The organism is Paenibacillus hexagrammi (assembly GCF_021513275.1).
In the GTDB taxonomy this organism is placed as follows: Bacteria; Bacillota; Bacilli; order Paenibacillales; family NBRC-103111; genus Paenibacillus_E; species Paenibacillus_E hexagrammi.
In genome coordinates this window covers 760859-781012 of the sequence record NZ_CP090978.1, presented here as the reverse complement: position 1 = coordinate 781012, position 20154 = coordinate 760859, and the positions used below count along the sequence as shown (strand labels likewise).

Sequence of the window (20154 nt, the reverse complement as noted above, 5' to 3'; positions counted from 1 at the left end):
TAAAAAAATCCCCTTCCGTTAAACATTCGTTTCGCGGAAGAGGGATTTATTGCATGTAATTAAACAGAGTTTATATAAATGGCAGTTTGCTGACATCCAGACCCGTCGCGGCTAAAGCAACATCTCCAATCGGACGCCCATTTACAGACATATATCTGATCCCTTCACTAACAGGACTGTACTCGCAAGCAAGTTTAACTCCTCCTCGTTCGTATACGGTTTGTCTGACTGTTCTGTCTCGCATATGAATGTTGGTCAAATATTGATCAGAACAGCGATGCGACGATACAGCCTGTTTAAATAATTGAAAAGAACCATATTGCTGTTCGGATCCGAATTCGGTTATGAATCCGCTTCCAGTTAAAAGAAACTCTTCCTTTGAGAAATCCCTTTGCCTACCCTCATAATTGTAAAATGAAAGTATCATAAATCCATTGCTCTTTTCCGCTCGGATCGCCCGCTTTCTGCCATGATTCGTTGGGACTAGCGGGAAAATTGCCGTATATACTTGACCAATTTTCAGAAATATTGGGCATAGTACGACACTTTCACCAACTAAATTTGATACTTGCTGCTCTCCGAACCAAAGTTCATCCGGCTCGCCTTCTGTAATGGGCATAATTAGCATTAATCGCAGACTGGTTACCTGTTTCCGTCCATAAACTCTCGGTTTATACAACATCATCGCAGTACTTTCATGATGCAATCCGAGCTTCCGTCCTTGATCCCAGAATAGATAAGGACCATTACTGGTACCTAACTGAGGGTACCCGTTAGTTTGACCTGGCAGCGTATCATTAATACTGTATCTTGAGAATAACATCCGTACATCATGACGCCCTTGTATAGGCGGTGTATATATCCCTAAAAATGTATCAGTTTGACTTCCACAGTGCCATTCCCTCGAAGCCACTCCAAGCGAATACCCTTCCGTCATATACGTTGAGATTCGGCCCGTACCGGAAGCATACTCGGGAAGGAATTCAGCGAAGGATTGCTGATCTGGACCGGCATCAGGATCGCTCCACAGCTTTTGGACTCCAATTACTTCATCCGTCGAAGCGTTGAATTCCGTTGTCGCTTCCACCGTAAACGGGTATTTCCTATTCAAAAACCACTCCGCTAGTTCTACAGGCAGATGAAAATCAGCTGCAAGCAGATGATGATCCGATTCTTTAAATCGGGAAGTCATCTCTTCGTTGTTAAATCCAAAATGATTGATTATATTGCCGAATAACACGTATATGATAGACGGATGTATGCCATGTTCGAGGAGAGTCGGCATATAGCTCCTGGAGTAGGGTCCCGCTAAACGGCAGGCCGGAAGATAAAGATGGGACAAATACTCGACCCATATTCGATGTTCACATTGCTTTGCCATTGCCGACATTTCTTCATCCACATGAAGCTCGGGTATTGCAGATAATGCATGTATCTGCAGGATCGTATAGCTGGGACTGTTATACTCGGAAGGCGCTCCCCTCCTGCGCAGCATTTCCGCCAACTGACCTAATCTTAGCTTCCCTTTCTCAACCAGTTCTGGACGTTGAAATCGAAGTCCTCCTGCCATTAATGTATACGAGCTTATGCAAGGGTAGTTATCATTAACACCGACGAAGTCATGATCACGGCCGGCAAATTCATCCAAATGTTCGTTGCTGTAAATAATCAGTTTTTCCTTTACGTCCGAATCAAGTAAATCAGCAACTGTATTTAGCAAAAACAAAGAATAATACGGGAGAAAATGGCATGTCCCCATACTTAAACGTCGGATAACGGCATTAGCCTTCCGTACTGCTTCCGTTTCGCGGCCGTGCAAGTAGGTAACGCAGCATTGCATAAGATCCGCAGGTCTTGGAGCATGGCCCATATCTTTCCCTATATAATCGCCATTCCATGAAAAAAAACGATGATGTTCCTGTGAAAAAGAGTAAAAAATCTCTTGTTTGCGCTGCCTCTGTCCTTCTAAATCATAATAATCATTCATTGATATCACCTCATCTGACCTGTTAGTCCCTTATCCTAACTGAAACTATAAAGTTAATTGATGTTCCAGTCCTTCCACTAGCATCAATAAAGCCATAGATTGTCCATAAGGCATAGGGCAGATAGGAATGTCTTTATATTCTTGCAGCGTTCGTCCCATTCCGGTTCCGTACGAAACGCCTCTTACAATGCCGTTCGCATCAATTTGCTTTACAACAGCATGCCACGCTTTTATCCCCGTATCCATAAATTCCGTAGACAGGTAACCTTTACGAATCGCCTTCAGTATTCCGTACGCGAATGCGGCAGTAGCTGAAGTCTCAACGTATGATGTCTGATCATTGAGTAATGTATGCCACATCCCTTCTGCCGACTGCAGGTTAGCCAATGTGCGAACCTGCGATTCCAAGGCGGTGAGCAGCACTGACTTCACTCCATCCGGAAGAGTAACCATGTCCAGGTAATCTACGAGACCTGCTGTGTACCAGGAATTCCCCCTCGCCCATAAAGCTTCAGCAAAATGATGACGTCCTTGGAAAGTCCATCCGTGAAAAAACAGCCCTGTCCTGCGGTCCGTTAAATACTTCAAATGCAACAAAAATTGGCGAATACTTTCTTGCACCAAACTGTCTTCCTTTACAATCACACCCATCCTTGCAATAAACAAAACAGTCATGTAAAGTGTATCATCCCAAAGTTCACCTTCATTTAATTGACCGGATACCACATGCTGTATACCCCCCTCCTCAGTACGTGGCATCTCCTTCATGACATAACCAACCCATTCACGACACAATGCCAAATAATCTTCCCTTCCCGTCTCCTCATACAAATAGGTCAGCGTTAACATCGGACACATCGTATTTACGTTTTTCGGAGGAAGTCCTTTAACCATTTGGCCGTCGTACCACTCTACAAGTTCTTGCAAAATTTCCATCCGTTTCGTACTCCGATAGTATAAGTACATGGAATGAAGCCCTACGCCTTGGGGCCATTCCCAGTTATCCATGGAGACGATACCAATTGGACATGTTTCTTCGATGGGACTTTTTAAGTGCTTCATTTGAGCAATAACTTGCTCGATGACCTTTTCTACAGATGGCTGATTCAATCGATATTCAACTCCCTCTTTTGGAATGATCACTTGTCAATTCATTATCATCATATGAGTGAAGAACACACAATAAACAATAATTTTGTCAAGTATACATGAATTCAGGATGATGCCCATAACTATAAAAAAAACGCTCTCAATCTTTGCCGCGAAAGCAAGACTGAGATCGTTTTGGAATTATGAAGTATCCCATTAATGATTTTCACCATAACTCATTCCTTAATAAGCAATAGAAGGGACTAAAGGTAAAGCAAAAGGGGAAATTTTTTTAAGGGTGGTGCCGTCTCCTAATTGTCCAAACTCGTTTTTGCCGCATCCCCAAACCGAGTGGTCCCTTAGTAAAGCAAACCAATGATTCGACTCAATACTAATGTCAATGGCATCATGCAAGACATCTTTAGGGATCAAACTATAACTGACGGACTCTGTACCAATTCCTAGTTGCCCTGTACCATTGTTTCCCCATGCCCAAACTTTTCCATCATTACTTAGTGCATAAGAACTGTATGCACATGCACCAACCTCAATAATGTTAGACATATCCCTAACTTTAACAACAGTTGTCCTCTTGCTCTTGGTTCCGTCTCCGAGCTGACCGGAACTATTATCCCCCCAAGCCCATACAAATCCACTTGAGTCTAAAGCCAATGTGTGTCCTATACCAGCATTGATTGACACAATATTTGAAATCCCCGGAACTTGCTGCGGCTTGTTCTGATTAACATTAGTTCCGTCTCCCAATTGAGAAAATATATTGTTGCCCCATACCCACACCGTACCGTCTGACTTAAGAGCAACGGAATGATAATTCCCACAAGTAATTGCTGTAACATCAGGAAGGTTGGCAACGAGTACAGGTTTAACTTTATTGATGATAGTTCCATCTCCGATCTCACCTGAGCCGTTGTTACCCCATCCCCAGACTGTTCCGTCAGATTTTAAAGCCAAGGAGTGCGCATTGCTTGAACTAATCGCAATTACATTTGAAAGCCCTATTACTTGTACTGGCCTTGTTCTTCTGCTCCTAGTGCCATCTCCAAGTTGACCAGAACTGTTGTCGCCCCATCCCCATACCGTTCCATCTGTTTTAAGAGCCATTGAGAAGGTGGTACCCGAGCTCACAGCTACGACACTATTCAGGCCCGCTACATATTGTGGGGTACTATAATTTTGAGTGTCCCCAATTCCCAGTTGACCGAAATTATTGATTCCCATGGACCTTACTGTACCATCGGAGTACAGGAGCAAACTGTGGCTTCCTCCAACACCTTGATCGCTGAAACTAGGCTTTAATTCCACCATCAATCTATCATCTCCTTTCCTAATAGTCTATGCATATATCTTCAGTCCTGTGATAGAATGAACTGATTTAGGCCATTTGGATTATTCGTCCGCATAACAAAACCGCCAAGAGTCTCCTCCTGACGGTTTATCGAAAACAGATGTTTCATATTTCCCTTGTTCCATACATTTGTGTATGAATTAATCATCATCCCTAATGATAAATGTGGTCCCCGTATCTGCCCCTAATATCGCTTTATCTGAAGGAGCATATAAACCTAGGTATAATGTTTCTAATGATTCTCTTACGGTATCATTCACGATTTTAACTTGAATCGTTTTCTTCATCTCACCATCTGCGAAATGCAGCTGGCCTGATGAAGAAAGATAATCTTGCCCTGCTACGGCTGACCTGTCTTTAGTTGTATATCTAACTGTTATTTCTCCGCGACTCCCCCCGCTGCGATATACAGTGGCAGTCACTGTGCCCGAGCTCTCGTCAGTTTTGGTTAAAATAGAACTGAACTGTAATTTCCCTATAGGTTCTGGATCCTTTTTGAGGAATACGGTTGATGAGAACGATACATTTCCTGCTCGATCTTCGGTATAGATTTCCAGATGATGTTTTCCGTTTGCCAGACCATAAGTTTCAGCTATTACCGTCTTTATGGATAAGTCATATTTAGCCTGAACAGCATTCCCATCCAAATTGACTCGAATGGAATCCGTATTAATCCCAGAATTCTCATCAATTAGTTTAGCTGATATTATAGGCGATGATATAGTTACTGCCATTCCGTCTGTTGGTTCAACATTACTGATAATTGGTCCTGTGGTGTCTAAATCAAAAGGACCTTTTACAGTTTTTGCAGTGATCTTAGGTCCATTTTTTGACCAATGCTGATGATCACTACTAGCTTCGACACTAAATTCATACGTAGTATTTGTCTTCAACCCGTTTACATCAAATTCATTCATATTACTTGGAAGTGTAGCTATGTTTTGACCGTCTTTATACACACTGTATGATACCGTTTCTCTTCCTGCAGGTGCCCATTGCAGTTTAAGACTTGATTCTGTTATTTCCTTTGTACTGATAATTTGATGTTCAGACCAGAGCAGTTGAGGTTGAATAAATTTCTTAAACTCATCAGCAATCACTTGATATCCCTTTAAACTTGGATGAATATCCGTTGTCGGCAGATTCAAGTTATAATCATCCGCAATCGCATCTTTCACCGGTACGAATAAACCACCCTTTGCCTGTACGGCTTGAGAAACCGCATCATTTAAACCATCCAATACTTGCAAGATCCCGATCTTTTGGATGTCTGTAAAAGGGGCATTATGGAGGGCATCATAATAACCCATAACATAAACTTGCACGGCAGGATTCAGTGACTTAATTTGAGCCACAATCTGGCTCATATTTCCCGATACAGAATCAATGAGCTGCTTTGCTTGTTCCGGACTTAATTGATATTGATTCGTCTCTAAAGCCTGCAAGAATTCATTAGTACCTGCATCAATAGTCACAATCTGAGCTCTAGCTAAATGACCCTTTATATCCGATCCACCCGGCCAATCAAGAGCATTATTTTGAATATCAGCCAATATCTGACTCGATGTGTAGCCAGGAACTATGAAGTTTGTATTGGTTCCATACAAAGCGTCCTTATGGAACAAATAATTGGAAATATAACTAGGATAACCGAAATCTATTGATTTTGTTGGTGTCATACCCGCAGCTAAAGAGTCACCAAGCGCTACATAATAATTTTTTGAGGGATCACCCATCAAAATACTGAACTGATGTTCTGAATGATCCATACGGTATCCATTTCTATCCTTGAGATCAATGCTTATTTTATGTTCTGTACTTGGATCCAAGCTATCGGTCTGAACGATTATATGAGAAGACCCACTTACATACTCGGCTGGTACCTGGATGTCATCCAGCTTCACAAGAATTGATGCCGGGTCGATCCCCGCATCACTTAACTTTAATCCAACTACTATTGTTAGAGTATCCGAATAAGTGTATTGCCCATCTTTGGGGCTAACAAAAAGAATTTCCGGATCTGGCTGATCCGTATTGATTCTATAAACTTGATTAAACGTTGTCGCCCCCATCCATTGACCGTCTATCGGGAACAGGTTTGTTGTGGTAAATGGAATTCGGACTTCCCCTCGTCTTTGTCCCATTATTTGATTACTGACATAGAGCTTTCCCGTATTTTCATAGAAATTGCCCTTCATATAAGCTATATCTCCGTTGTTCGAGAGAGTAACTAAACCATAGATATGTTCAGCTACTTTTTGTTCGGTTCCATCAGGAGAATGAATCCATAACTCTCGATTGCCAACATCCCAACTATCCTTCTTTTGGCTGTTATCGATGCGAATATAAGCAACCCATCCGTTATTTGTTTTTTGCAAGTGAAAAGTGCCTAGTTTTGCTGCGAAAAATGCCTAGGACACCTGCCAGTTAAAACTTACTGCGGAATTCGCTCCATAGCTTGTTTGAATCGGAAACTCTCACCACCAAAAGACAGGATATGCGCGTGGTGTACCAGGCGATCAACAAGCGCAGAGGTGAGCTTCGTGTCCCCAAATATCGAGGTCCATTGACCGAATTCTAAATTGGAGGTCACGATCACGCTCTGCTGTTCATAACAATCGGCAATGACGTTAAACAGTAGCTCCGACCCCGTTTGGCTAAAAGGGACATAACCTACCTCGTCCAAGATAATTAGATCCATTTTCCTTAGCTTCTCTCGAAAGCGACTCAGCGTGCCTGCTGCGAACTTCTCTTGCAGGATCGCCACAAGGTCTGAAGCTCGAGAGAATTGTACCGCATGCCCTCGCCTGCAAGCCTCCACCCCCAGAGCAGTGGCCATATGGGTTTTACCTGTTCCGACCGCACCCATCAACAGCAAGTTTTCTCGTCTTTCTAACCATGTCATATCCAACAATATGTCGAGCGTACAACCAGCAGGAAACGTAATATGGTCTTTCACATACCCCTCAAAGGTCTTCAAATGGGGGAAGCCTGCCTGTTGGACAAGTTTCCCTAGTTTTGCCCGTCGTCTGCCTTCTCTCTCGGCCAATAACAGCTGTTCCACTAATTCCTGTGTGCGTTCGTCTTGCTGTTGAACGACATATTCTACCACATGAGCCAGGCGGAGCTGCCGGCATAGTTCTGTCAGATCATTTCTCACCTCAGCTCACCCCCATTAGGCGATCATAACGCCCTAGAGAATCGCTTCCCTGCGTACCAGGCGGAGATAGCGTTTCAACCCATGCTGCTGGAATATCCCGGTTCATTTGCTTTAATCCAAGCGCAGCTGTTACCTGAGCAATCGTGGCCTCGTTATGTGTCTCCTGCAGCGTTTGTCCAATCTGTGTGATCGGGTAAACACCTGACCAATGGGCTAGCGCCTGCAATCGCTCTTTGCGCAACATCAAATCTGTTATGCGAACATACTGTTGAACCGCTTCTGGCAGCATCCGGACGAATTGCGAATGGTTGACGCTTCGGGGCTTGCGCAGCAGGTTGGTGAATACCTGTACCCATGGAACATCCGCTGTTCTGCCGGTGTACGGTCGTGGTACTTCTCGTACTGTCTGCTGTCCTTGTGTCAGGATAACATGCCGATCCCAGAAGGTCTGAATGAGTACTTCACTGCCAGGTGAAACCAAGCCGACTAACGGGAAGGAGGTGTTCTCAATTCGGATTTCCCGTACTTGTTGACCACTGCTGCACTCATTCGGTAGGACTCAAAAGTCACTTCAGGCAGCGTTAGCAGATGACGACGGTCCTCTTCCCATAGACTAGCGATACGCTCTTTCTTGGCGTAGTGTGGACGCTCACGGTCCTGCTGCGCCTGCTCGGCAAAGTAGGCGGCCAACTGCTCATGGCTTTCATAGATGGGAATAGGTACAGCCCAATTTCGCTTGGCATAGCCACATTTGCTTTCGACATGCCCTTTTTCGTGGCCGCTGTATGGATTACAGAATACTGCTTCCATCCGGTAGTGAGCACAGAATCTTTGAAAGCCTTCCGTCAACTGTCGTTCTCCATGTTTTTCGATGTGAACTACTGCAGCGGATAGGTTGTCGAACCAGACCCGACGAGGAACACCACCCATTTGTGTAAAACACTGCTTCATACCTTCTAGGAAGCATTCCTGGTTTTCTGCTGGTGTAGGGTAGAGGAATGCTGCATTGCTTGAAGGAAATGAAACCACCAGCAGTTTGTAGGTAAGCAATTGCTGATCACGACTAACCTGAATCGTGGTGAAGTCGACTTGTGCTTCTCCTGGTGGATGTTCTAGTCGTTCATAAGATTTCGCACGCTCCAAGACCATTTCATTCTTTCGTCTCTTAACGTAGGCTAATACCGTACGTTGTCCACCCGTGAATGCATATTCGGCTTGCAATCGATGAAAGATTCTCACCCCAGTGTGTCTCTGCTTGCGAGGGAGTAACTGATCCTCCTCCAGCCACGTATCCACAATTTCCATAAAAGGCCCCATCACCGGGCTATTGCTTCTTCGTTTATTGATGTTTTCATTCCAATTATCTTTATCTGCATACCGTTTGGCTGTTCTCCAATGAATCCCTACTTGTCTTGCAATCTCATTCACCGAGCAGCCTTCTGCTTCACGTAAAAATTTGATATACTCTTGTTGAGGCATTTTCAGCATTCCTTCCAGTCTCCTTCGTCAGTTCTCGCAAACCTAACGATAGGAGGATAATAGGATGCTGGCAAGTGTCTCTTTTTTTGCATTTTAGCTAGGCACGTTTACGCTGCAATATTCGGCACTTTTAGTATGCAATATACAGTTATTCACCAGGATTTCATTTGGAGCTGGATAGATTAAACTTTGACTTAGCTCGGTAATACCCAACTCACGATCGCCGTCATCGTTATGAAGGAGAATGGAATATTGACTATTTATGCTTGATTCATTTCGTGGAAGCTCTTTCAAGAATACTGAAGTAGTCCCATCACTCCCTATCAATTGGTAATCTGGCAAAGGTGTTAAAAGCAACGAAGCACCCATATCTTCCTTATACTGTTTAATAACTCCATCCTCTTCATATATGGCCGTACCGTCTTGTAAAAGCTCAATCATCTTTTTACTTTGGGAAATTTGCTTTTCATTACGAGTTAACAAATTCCTGAGAACCAAGCCATCCTTTATATAGAGCAAATAATTTCCTTTTATTTTTGTCACATTGTTAATTTCGGTGTATTTGTCTGTGTTAAGAACAAGGTTAAATTGCTCATCTATCCATTCGTATATATGTTCTCCATAATCAGAGCCATCGGAGTCTTTAATAATAGCACCGTTTGCGGTCAAACGGCCCTCTTTGATCAATGAATTCAAACTATTGGGAATGGAAGCGATTAAATGACATGAATGCAAATCCCTTATTTCAAAATTGTTATTTTGAAGGAGTAGGACTCGATCCGAATCGAAGTCAAGCAACCTTGCATTGGGATAACTACTTAACAAGGTCAGACGACTGCTATTGGAATCTACATAAACATTCCTCTTCTCTTCAATCCGCTGTCCAGCCGAGTCGTAACCGGTAAACTTTAAAGTAACTAATTTTCCATCATACTCAGAAAGTGATATTACTGTATCGAGAGTATTGACGTCAGACATAATTTGTTTGCCATTTGCCTCTAGTGTAACTTTTTGGCAGCCTAATGTACTGTCATCTGAACATGTCATTTGTACATGAACATCTCCAGTTGTTATTGAGGAACTATCGGGTTGTTGTACAGCCAATGTCGGGGGGTCATCATAATTAACACGTAAGGGTATGGTCGCTATATGACCTTGGTTATCCGTTGCCGTAATAGTGCCATTCTTTATACCTTTACCTAAGGATGAAATATCCATTTGTGCTTGCCATGTCTCTGAATCAACACTTACTAAATCTTCGGATATAGAATCTAATTGTGCCGTCACTCTTGTGATGGGATAATTGTAATAGACAAGCACTCTCACCTCAAAAGTACCTCTAACGTTTCCGACCACCCCAGGGGACTGCTTTATAATGGTAATTCCATCATCTGCAGCATGGGAATACCAAGGAGATATCGCTAGAATAAAGGCGGACAACATCAATATAAATATCCATTTTATATAGGTGCCTTTCATACAATACCCCCATAATCATATTGATACATTATGTATCAATATGATTATGGAATACTTTTTATTTCTTGTCTACTCCTTCGTTACAAAAGTGATATTTGAAATGAATCACTCCATTCCGATTTCGATGCTGCGACAGCCTTCGTTGCCAGATAGCCAAAGTGAATCATAGATTGAATCGCGTCCGAATTCAGAGTGACACATAGATTAGCAACCTCTAGATTGATGCAAATCCAGCGGAACTGGTCTGAATGTATTACCAAAATCATGAATAAGCTCGACGACGAATAGGCAGAACGTCCATTGATCGTATCCGTTCGATTCGCACACGATAAATAAAATTGGAGTAAGCAAAGCCGCTATAACGCAGCTCTGCCTTCCCTTGTAAACTTTGATATCAAGTTTTATATTAGATCCTACAGCAATTCCGATAAAACAAAAAAACATTGCCAGCCACTCAGGCCCTAACAAGATCCCCATGACTACAAATCAATCGGAGTACATCAGTCCAACGGTCGCAAAAAAAGCCGTTCCTACATATGGCAGATGTGCATATGGTCCGTTATCTCCACCAGCTCGACGTCACATCATATTTAACTTTCTTCCCTAGTAGCATTTCCAATAAGAACGCCCCCCATCTACAACTTTTTTCCATTTTTCAAAAACGGATAATATGGGAGTAATTACCTAATTACTAATATTTTATCTATCAAACAGGTTATCGGGGCTATATGTAAAATAAAATTAGCTCCGTTAGACACGGGGGCATAATAGTAGAAATATAAGCTGTCTCCCCTCTTAGATTAGAGTCCTCAAACGAAATGTAGATTGTCGCTAGACGTATTTTTTAGGTTTTCTCAACCTACACTCTGAAGAGCTTTCCACCATGTTCTATTCTCAACATACCAATTAATCGTAATCCGTAGACCTAGTTCAAAATTGTAACGGGGTTGCCAATCCAAGTCATTCATAATCTTGCTAGGGTCATTAGCATATCGGTAGTCTTGCCCCTGACGGTCATCAATAAATGTAATTAACCCCCTCATTTTTCCTATTATTTCCAATATTACTTGTACCACGTCAATGGTACGCCTTTCTTCTTGTGCTCCAATGTTATATATTTCTCCTGGTAATCCATTATTTAAAATCGCATCGATTGCTGTTACATTGTCTTGCACAAAGAACCAGTCACGGATGCTTAATCCCTGCCCGTGTATCGGAATTTCTTTATTATCCAAAGCTTTTTTTATCTTCATAGGGATTAACTTTTCTGGATACTGTGAAGGTCCATAGATATTTGCAAATCTAACAAAATTTACTGGCAATCCATATGTGTGGTGATATGATCTAACAAGGTGATCTACAGCCGCTTTACTAGCTGAATATGGATTATTGGGTAAAATTGGTGAGGACTCCGTGAAATACCCCGTATCATCTAATGAGCCATAAACTTCATCCGTGGATATCTGAATGAATTTTCGTATATCGGAACATTTAGAAGCTTCAAGTAATATTTGTGTACCAACTACATTAGTATGAATAAAAGGTGTTGAATCTGATATTCATCTCAATAAGCTCCAAAATGTGTTAACAACAAAGGAGTTGAGTCCATGTAAGTGAACTTAACTCCTTTTATTTATTGATATTAAGCTCTACTCTTCCGATTGATAGTGACTTGCAAAGTAACTCCAATAGTGATACCAATGAAACACAAAAGCATAGCAAGCCAAACCGGTCCCATCAAAAACCCTAAAATCACGCATCGATCTGAGTACATTAATCCAACTGTCGCTAGAAATGCCGCGCATACATAAGGCAGAGTCGAATATGGAGTGCTCCCTCCTCCAGCATCTTTGACAGCATCCCACATTGCAAACATGTATAAGCAGGGATAGAACATTATCCATTGATAGTCCGTATGTAAAATTGCACTGGGGATATCTCCTTGGAAGCTTAATAAGATGACCTCATTGAGATGAGACTTCATATTCACAACAAACTCCAAGCCGATGAATACAATACCCTTCACATACTTTCCATTTAGCAGTTGTCCAAATCCCGGCAGTGCGATACTCCATAATAATTTTTCTAACCTTTCATGCAGCTCCATAGGCCCAGGCTCTTTCTTAGGCTAAGATTTTTGTTGAATAATTTTATTGCGGTCCTCAGATTGAGGGGCTCCTCCATCCAGCCATGCTTGATCATAAGCCTTCCGCCTTCTTTGGCGAATGTTAAAATATCCTTGGATATATTGCCCATCACGACCGGCAAGTCGCTTCGCAAGCTGAAAGCCCCTCCGATTGTGCTGCTCCCGAGTCCAAAGTTTGTCAATAAATTGGTCAGGTACATCATTAGTTTATCGGAGAATGGGGATATGGTGGAGTTCGTCGCCTTACCTATCCATGTTGATGTTACTTCTAAACCGCTCTCAACGAGCACCTTTGTAAGCGTATCGACAATTTTTCGGGCAAGATCATACCCTTTCATAAAATAGTCTCGAGCCTCAGAATGAGCAGCTGCTTGAGCAAAACCAATCATCATTTGAGCACCAACAACATTGGTTTCGATAGCCTGATACATGTGTCCGATTTCAATTGTATTTAAAGATCTAACACTGGCAAACAGTCGCATTCCTTTTAAATAGTCTTCATCAGTAACGAATCCGACTCGATCCGGCATGGACACGTAAGGCGGGCGTCCTAGTACATTTCTTTTTTCTAAATAACTGGTTGTTTGATCATAAAGAGCCTGGGCCTCCGCTGTGAACTCCAAATTCGCTTGCTTCACATCCTGACGATAAGACATCGTAAAATGCAGAGCATACAGTCCGATCTGAACCTTACTAAGCATACGCAGCCAGAGGATATCAAAGTAGGGATCAAACAGGCGCGGAACGCCTCGCTGCACATCACTCTCCGTAAAACCTTGCGGAATCACAGCTTCTTCCTTAAGAAGCATCTGTTTGATGGATTCGAGATGGACTTGTACTCGTTCATAATGTATTTCAATAATAGCTCTAGCCTCCGGCTCTTGGCCGCAGTCAAGTAAATGCTCGATCAGTCTAAGTTGTAGCGTTTTTTCCTGATAGGCCATCCACATTGTTCCTACCTCTGCGGACGTTAGTGGAAGCTGTGCATATGCCGTCGATGTCATCGTCAATCCCCCGTTGATGTAATTACCATATCTTCCTTCAACAATAAGATCTCACTAAGTGCAAAAAGCTATTCTCTGATGCGCTATAAATCCGCTGATTGCGACTACTGAAGTTTTCCCCTGTACAAACTTCGCTTCGTGATACATAATGATACAAAATAGATACATTTTGTATAGAGGTGTGTATATGAACCCTTCTCATAAATCCATCACTTGGCATCATCCCTCTGTTTCCAAACTAGAACGGTATCAACTAAATGGACATAATAGCTGTACATTATGGTTTACTGGCTTATCTGGTTCCGGTAAATCAACCTTAGCATTTAGTTTGGAAAAAGAATTGCTTACTAGAGGTATTCGCTCCTATGTGCTCGACGGCGATAATATTCGCCATGGATTAAACTCCGATTTGAGCTTCTCGGAGCAAGACCGCCGCGAAAATATACGCCGTATAGGGGAAGTCTCCAAACTCTTTGTTGATGCGGGGTTGTTTGTTCTGTCTGCATTTATATCTCCCCATACCCAAGACAGAGAAATGGTAAGAAGTTTATTTCAACCAGGTGAATTTCTTGAGGTATATGTAAAATGCTCTTTAGAAGAATGTGAGTATCGAGACCCTAAAGGTTTGTATAAAAAGGCACGTAGAGGTGACATCCATCACTTCACAGGCATATCTGCCCGTTATGAAGTTCCCGTTCAACCGGATATCCTAATTGACACAGAAACATCAGGTGTTCAAGAATCAGTTCAATTCATCATCAAGCAACTGGAAGAACGAAATATTCTCTAACGAAAATAAAAAGCCCCACTTCTGATTGGAAGGTGGGCTGGGATATATTAAGAAATCACTTGCTTGATATGGATATGCCGCTCTTTACTTAGGTCAAGAAACAGCTCATTCACACGCACCAATGGATTCGTATCATCCGTAGGATTGATGTAAATCACTTCTCCCCATCTTCCGTCGGTTAGCTGCACCCTGCGTCCAATGAGACTTTGAATCATATTATTGAGGAAAGTGGCTACAATCTGTGGATCGAGCTCACCAAAAAAGCCTTGTCTCATTCGGCTGACGATTTCATAAAATGGCATAGCCTCGTGGTAGGGTCTTGTTGAAGACATTGCGTGGAAAATGTCCGCTACCGCTACAATGCGGCTCATGGGGTCCATCTGCTCACTCTTCAGCTTAAGAGGGTAACCGCTTCCATTCATTCGTTCATGATGCTGCAGCGCTACTAATGCAACGCGATAGCTGAGTCCGACTGTTTCCTTAAGCATATTATATCCGTAGATCGTATGCTTCTTCATTTCACTGAACTCATCTGCTGTTAATTTTCCCGGCTTAAGTAGGATCTCTTCGGAAATATGAATCTTGCCCACGTCATGCATCGTCGCGGCAAGCGACAACAAAGCAACTTCGGCCTCCGCTAGATTCAACCATTTGCCTATTAGAGTGGATAGAATCCCAACACCAATATTATGACGGTGCGTGTATTCGTCCTTAGCCTTCACAGCTTCAAATAATTGAAAGATATTGGGATGATCCGCCGCTTCTTGAACAATCGGGATCAGTTCATTTTTCACTTCAAGCAATGGAATTTTTTTATGAAGCCGAATACGTTCGAACAGCTCTTTCGCATATAGCGTAGCCTTCTCCACTAGCGCTTGGGAAGTATCCTTGTCAGATTCTATTTCTTCATCCGATATGAAGATAATATCCGCAAGATCGATACGATGCTGCTGAAGTAAATTCAAATGCTCCTGATCCAACACAGATTGACCCGGAACGAGTACAAGCCCAAAGCTTGTCGTCACATCATATTTAACTTTCTTCCCTAGTAGCATTTCCAATGAGAGCGCCCCTCGCCTTCAACTATTTTCCATTTTTCAATTATATCCGACAATTTAAGCCGCTACTATGGGAGTAATTTCCTATTTATTAATAAATTAAAAATTAATCAAATTAGCCCCATTAGATACGGAGCATAATTGTAAATTATATAAGTAATCCTTCTTATAGTTGTTTAAGATTCATACGAATTGCAGTGTTCGCTTTCTTTGTTGAGCTAGAGAACTACTTTATTAGTTTTTCAACCGACGCTTTGAAGGGATTTCCACCATTTTTTGTTTTCAACATACCAATTAATCGTAATCCTTAGACCAAGTTCGAAATTATAACGTGGTTTCCAATTCAAGTCCTTCATAATCTTGCTAGGATCATTAGCATATCGATAGTCTTGCCCCTGACGGTCGTCAATATAATTAATTAACCCCTTGATTTTCCAAGTATCTCTAGTATTTCGTGTACCACATCAATTGTACGTCGTTCTTCTTGTGCTCCAATATTATATACTTCTCCTGATAATCCTTCATGTAATATCGTATCTATTGCGGATACATTGTCTTGCACAAAGAACCAATCACGTATGCTCAGTCCCTGTCCGTGTATCGGAATTTCTTTATTTTCCAAAGCATTTGTTATCGTCATAGGGATTAACTTTTCTGGATATTGTGAAGGTCCATAGGTATTTGCAAACCTAACAATATTCGTTGGTAACCCATATGTGTGGTGGTAGGATCTAACAAGGTGATCTGCAGCCGCTTTACTAGCTGAATATGGATTATTAGGTGAAATTGGTGAGGATTCCGTGAAATACCCCGTGTCATCTAATGAGCCATAAACTTCATCCGTGGAAATTTGAATGTATTTTTGTATACCTGAGCATTTAGAGACCTCAAGTAACACTTGTGTACCAACTACATTGGTATGAATAAAAGGTGTTGAATCTGATATACTTCGATCGACATGTGACTCTGCTGCAAAATTAATAATAATATCAATCTTGTTATCCTTAATAATTGATTCAACTAAGACACGGTCACATACATCACCAACTACTAGACGGTAATTTTTCGCACATTGGACATCTTTAAGATTTTCTAAATTTCCCGCATAATTTAGTTTATCAAGATTGACTAAATTGTAAGACGGATGAGTATGTAGAATATGTTTAATAAAATTACTCCCAATGAAACCGGCTCCACCAGTAACTAAAATATTCAATTTACTCCCCCTCCCAACCTTTTGATACGAATTGTAACAGGATGCCTTTGAGTTTTCAACCACATTCCCCAATATAAAAATTCTTTAATTCCTATAGGTTTAATGTTAGTTATTTAGTTAGTTCCGAGGGAGGGAATAAATGAATCAATAAAAAACCTAGTCCAAAATAAGCAAAAAAAAGAAAAATCCTTGTTGTAAAGGACTTTTCTAAGTATGCGGTCGGCGGGATTTGAACCCGCACGCCTTGTGAGCGCCACCCCCTCAAGATGGTGTGTCTGCCGTTCCACCACGACCGCGTATATGTGGGAAGATTGCTCTTCCTATGAAATAAAGGATGACCCGTAGGGGATTCGAACCCCTGTTACCTCCGTGAAAGGGAGGTGTCTTAACCCCTTGACCAACGGGCCATGATGCGTCTAGATGAACTATGAAGCCCGTTTTGACGACAATTGTTATTATAGCGGATAGTCTCCATGTTGACAAGCACAATTTATGGAAGAATGCTGCATGCGTATGATATGCTTACAGGTAGACTGAATAACTTGAGGTGTATGTCAGACATGCTGTTATTTCAACCCCAAACCGGCGCCGTCCATGAGCTTCCGGTTCAAGTTCCCCAAGAAGGGGACGTGGCCTGGATTCGCATGCAGAGCCCCACTTCCGACGAAGTGAAGCAGGTACTTGGCGATCTGTTTCACTGCCATCCACTATTGATTGAGGATGCCATTAAATTAAATCAGAGACCTAAGCTTGACACCTATAATGATCAGATATTCATTACTTTTTTTGCAGTTTCTGAACAAATGCAGCCCCAGGAGATTGGTATCGTTGTTGGGAAGAATTATGTGATTACCGTGTCCAAGGAGCACATCCCTTTTCTAGATCAGCTGTATCATTCTTGCGCGGAGATTGGAGGCAAACTGAATCATCCAGGGTCGATTCTGCACTCCCTGCTTGATCGCTGCGTCGATGACTATGCGATTGTCGTTGACCATATCGAAGACAGACTGGAAGAGATGGAGCAAGGTATTTATCATAATCCGGCGATTCGTATCGCGCAGGATATTTTCCAGCTCAAGCGGACTCTTCATCAGCTTCGACGTGTCATCGCAGAAGAGAAAACCATTCTCACAACGATCAGCCACCATTCTTTTCCTTACACACGTGCGGAAGATAACGCTTATTTCCTTGATATTGTCGATCACATCTCCCGTGTTGTGGATTCTCTAGACATTTTCAGGGAGTCGCTAACAGGGTTACTGGAGCTTCAGATGAGTATGAAATCCGATCGAATGAATGAGATTATGAAAACACTCACTTTATTCAGCTCGATCTTCCTCCCGCTAACCTTCATCGTCGGTCTGTATGGAATGAACTTCAAGAATATTCCTGAATTCAATTGGGATTTCGGTTATTTATACGTCTGGATCCTGCTTGTTGTTGTCGGAGGCTGCATGTGGTACTTCTTCAAGCACAAACGTTGGTTCTAGTCCTAATGCATGAATAGGGGCAGTGCATCCGACAGAAGAACGATCTGCTCTCTGCTAGGATACACTGCCCCATGCTTCTTGAAGGCCTACTGGATTTTAAAATAAGAAACGGAATCATTCAGTGTTGTCACGACGGCTTTCAACTGTTCAGCAGCCGAAGCAATGTTCTCCATCATGGCGAGCTGTTCTTCCGTTGCCGCCGCTACATTCTGGCATTTCCCCAAAATTAGTCCCGTAGCGTTCGAGGATTGCTCCATTGTTGCCGACACTTGCTCGGAGCTCGCTGACATTTGCTGGGCTACCGCGGAGGTCTCATGAATTTGCGATACGATCTGACGAACCGATTGTAAAATCGTCTGGAAGCTGTGATTTACGTCATCCATGATCGCAGAACCCGCTGTCGCTTCCCGTCTGGTCGCGTCCATTGAATCCGATACATTGGAAATTTCAATTCTCGTCTCCAGAATTAACGCGTTGATCCCCTCAGCTGATTCAATGGATTGGCTGGCAAGCTTGCGAATTTCATTAGCCACCACATGAAACCCTCTTCCATGTTCACCTGCTCGTGCCGCTTCAATGGAAGCATTCAGAGACAACAGATTCGTCTGGTTCGCAAAGCCTGTGATGCTGGAAGCAATTTTACCAATCTCATCCGATTTTCGTGTAAGTGATTGAACGGTTTGCGACAGCATGTCCACTGCGCCAAGAATGTGTGCCATTTGCTGACCCAGCTTGTTCAAAAGCTCGTTGCCTTTTTCCGCATGGTTAGACGTAACACTCGAGTGCTCGGACATGATCCCCGAATTCTCAGCCACACGTTGAATCCCGATAGCCATTTCATCAACCGCTCTGCTTGTTTCCACACTGCTGCGTGTCTGAAACTCTGTATCCTGCGTGACATCCTGAATATTCTGAGCCACATGTTCTGCTGAAGCGGCGGATTCCTTCGAGCTGTCGTTTAATTCGATAGCAGCGGTATGCACGTATTCGGTGTTTCGAGCAATCGTAGAGACAAGCTCTTTCATTTTGGCTGTCATCATGTCAGCAGATTTGGATATGAGGCCAAGTTCATCCGAGGAGTAGCGCTTCTGAGGCTCCATAGTGAGGTCTCCATCAGCAACTCTACTTAAAAGCTGTACAATACGACGGATGGTAACCATGATTTTACGTATAATCGCGATTCCCGAACCGAAGACAATCAGAGTAATTAACGCGACCGAAGAAAGTGTGACCCACATCATTTTCCTGGAATCAGCATGCTTCTTATCAATGTTCACCTTCGCATAAGTATCCAATATTTCCTCGATCTGATCTAAAGAGTCTCTACCTTTATCGAATTTCTCTTTTAGCTTCGTATCCGAGATGGCACCTGGTACAGGAGTAGGAGACTCTACATTTTGAGATGCCGTTTGTACCCACTGATCAAATGATTGATGAAAATCGGATAAACTCTGTTCGATGCTCTCTTTAGAGCTCACATGAGTGAGCTGAAGCAGCCCTCTGTCATCGAGGATCTTCTTGGCTTGCTCGACACGATCGTTTGCCTGCTGAATGTTCTCCTTAAAGGCTTTCAACTGGTTGGATCGATCCTCTGCATTCAAACGAACGCCAGAAGCTACTTGTTGGTACGCTGTCATCGCTTGGTACATGTCCCGGTCCGCGTTCAAGATCAGCGTAGTCGACTGACCTGTAGTACCATATAAGGATTCAGCTAGATCGTCAATATTCGTAGCGTTCATCTTAATGAAATAGATACTGGATCCCAGGTACAACATGCAGGGAACGAGCAGAATAAGGATGAGTCGAATTCGAACCGATAAAAGCTTTTTCATAAACAATAATAACCCCCTGATGTGAAATGTAGCTGTCCCTAGTTTATCGGTTACATGT

Annotated in this window: 15 protein-coding genes, 2 tRNA genes and 1 pseudogene; 2 read left to right on the top strand and 16 right to left on the bottom strand. The window is 42.6% G+C overall.

Annotated features, from left to right (window positions below; genetic code table 11):
• Window positions 1–70: 70 nt before the first annotated feature.
• The 11 genes from L0M14_RS03510 to L0M14_RS03460 all read right to left on the bottom strand — a co-directional run bounded on the left by L0M14_RS03510 (window position 71) and on the right by L0M14_RS03460 (window position 13710).
• Window positions 71–1987 carry a hypothetical protein gene (locus L0M14_RS03510; protein WP_235120860.1) on the bottom strand — a complete coding sequence of 639 codons (1917 nt, stop codon included), beginning with the start codon at window positions 1985–1987 and terminating at the stop codon, window positions 71–73.
• 45 nt (window positions 1988–2032) lie between these two features.
• Window positions 2033–3097: a beta-galactosidase BglB gene (gene bglB, locus L0M14_RS03505; protein WP_235120858.1), complete on the bottom strand. Its 1065-nt coding sequence runs from the start codon at window positions 3095–3097 to the stop codon at window positions 2033–2035.
• 222 nt (window positions 3098–3319) lie between these two features.
• On the bottom strand, window positions 3320–4402 hold the full coding sequence (locus tag L0M14_RS03500; RefSeq protein ID WP_235122800.1) for an RCC1 domain-containing protein: 1083 nt from the start codon (window positions 4400–4402) through the stop codon (window positions 3320–3322).
• Window positions 4403–4582: 180 nt separating this feature from the next.
• A complete protein-coding gene (locus L0M14_RS03495; RefSeq protein ID WP_235120857.1) occupies window positions 4583–6820 on the bottom strand; it encodes a Calx-beta domain-containing protein in 2238 nt (745 codons plus the stop codon).
• Between the two features lie 56 nt (window positions 6821–6876).
• The gene (gene istB / locus L0M14_RS03490) at window positions 6877–7602 is read right to left on the bottom strand and encodes an IS21-like element helper ATPase IstB (RefSeq protein ID WP_235120163.1); all 726 of its coding nucleotides are present in this window, start codon (window positions 7600–7602) and stop codon (window positions 6877–6879) included.
• Window position 7603: 1 nt separating this feature from the next.
• A complete protein-coding gene (locus L0M14_RS03485) occupies window positions 7604–8083 on the bottom strand; it encodes a hypothetical protein (protein WP_235120855.1) in 480 nt (159 codons plus the stop codon).
• Window positions 8084–8088: 5 nt separating this feature from the next.
• Window positions 8089–9090 (bottom strand): IS21 family transposase, encoded by a 1002-nt coding sequence (gene istA, locus L0M14_RS03480; RefSeq protein WP_235120854.1) that lies wholly within the window; start codon window positions 9088–9090, stop codon window positions 8089–8091.
• A gap of 84 nt (window positions 9091–9174) precedes the next feature.
• Window positions 9175–10560, bottom strand: coding sequence for a hypothetical protein (locus L0M14_RS03475; protein ID WP_235120852.1), 1386 nt, complete (start codon window positions 10558–10560; stop codon window positions 9175–9177).
• A gap of 854 nt (window positions 10561–11414) precedes the next feature.
• Complete coding sequence (locus L0M14_RS03470; RefSeq protein ID WP_235122799.1) at window positions 11415–12071, bottom strand: dTDP-glucose 4,6-dehydratase; 657 nt, start codon at window positions 12069–12071, stop codon at window positions 11415–11417.
• Window positions 12072–12202: 131 nt separating this feature from the next.
• The gene (locus L0M14_RS03465; protein WP_235120843.1) at window positions 12203–12667 is read right to left on the bottom strand and encodes a hypothetical protein; all 465 of its coding nucleotides are present in this window, start codon (window positions 12665–12667) and stop codon (window positions 12203–12205) included.
• Entirely contained in the window at window positions 12646–13710 is a 1065-nt protein-coding gene (locus L0M14_RS03460; protein WP_235120841.1) for a DUF3231 family protein, read from the bottom strand. The genes L0M14_RS03465 and L0M14_RS03460 overlap by 22 nt, the downstream gene beginning before the upstream one ends.
• 187 nt (window positions 13711–13897) lie before the next feature.
• Here L0M14_RS03460 and cysC point away from each other — a divergent pair, with 187 nt between their 5' ends.
• Window positions 13898–14500 (top strand): adenylyl-sulfate kinase, encoded by a 603-nt coding sequence (cysC, locus tag L0M14_RS03455; protein WP_235120840.1) that lies wholly within the window; start codon window positions 13898–13900, stop codon window positions 14498–14500.
• 47 nt (window positions 14501–14547) lie between these two features.
• Here cysC and L0M14_RS03450 read toward each other — a convergent pair whose 3' ends face one another.
• The 4 genes and pseudogenes from L0M14_RS03450 to L0M14_RS03435 form a co-directional block, all read right to left on the bottom strand.
• A complete protein-coding gene (locus tag L0M14_RS03450; protein ID WP_235122798.1) occupies window positions 14548–15555 on the bottom strand; it encodes an HD-GYP domain-containing protein in 1008 nt (335 codons plus the stop codon).
• Between the two features lie 245 nt (window positions 15556–15800).
• Window positions 15801–16774 (bottom strand): annotated as a pseudogene (gene rfbB, locus L0M14_RS03445) (dTDP-glucose 4,6-dehydratase).
• 214 nt (window positions 16775–16988) lie between these two features.
• Window positions 16989–17070: transfer RNA gene (locus tag L0M14_RS03440), tRNA-Leu, on the bottom strand.
• A gap of 39 nt (window positions 17071–17109) precedes the next feature.
• Window positions 17110–17181: transfer RNA gene (locus tag L0M14_RS03435), tRNA-Glu, on the bottom strand.
• Window positions 17182–17334: 153 nt separating this feature from the next.
• Here L0M14_RS03435 and corA point away from each other — a divergent pair.
• Entirely contained in the window at window positions 17335–18264 is a 930-nt protein-coding gene (corA, locus tag L0M14_RS03430; RefSeq protein WP_235120838.1) for a magnesium/cobalt transporter CorA, read from the top strand.
• A gap of 86 nt (window positions 18265–18350) precedes the next feature.
• On the opposite strand, the gene L0M14_RS03425 is transcribed toward corA, so the two are convergent.
• Window positions 18351–20096 (bottom strand): methyl-accepting chemotaxis protein, encoded by a 1746-nt coding sequence (locus L0M14_RS03425; protein WP_235120837.1) that lies wholly within the window; start codon window positions 20094–20096, stop codon window positions 18351–18353.
• Window positions 20097–20154: the final 58 nt, after the last annotated feature.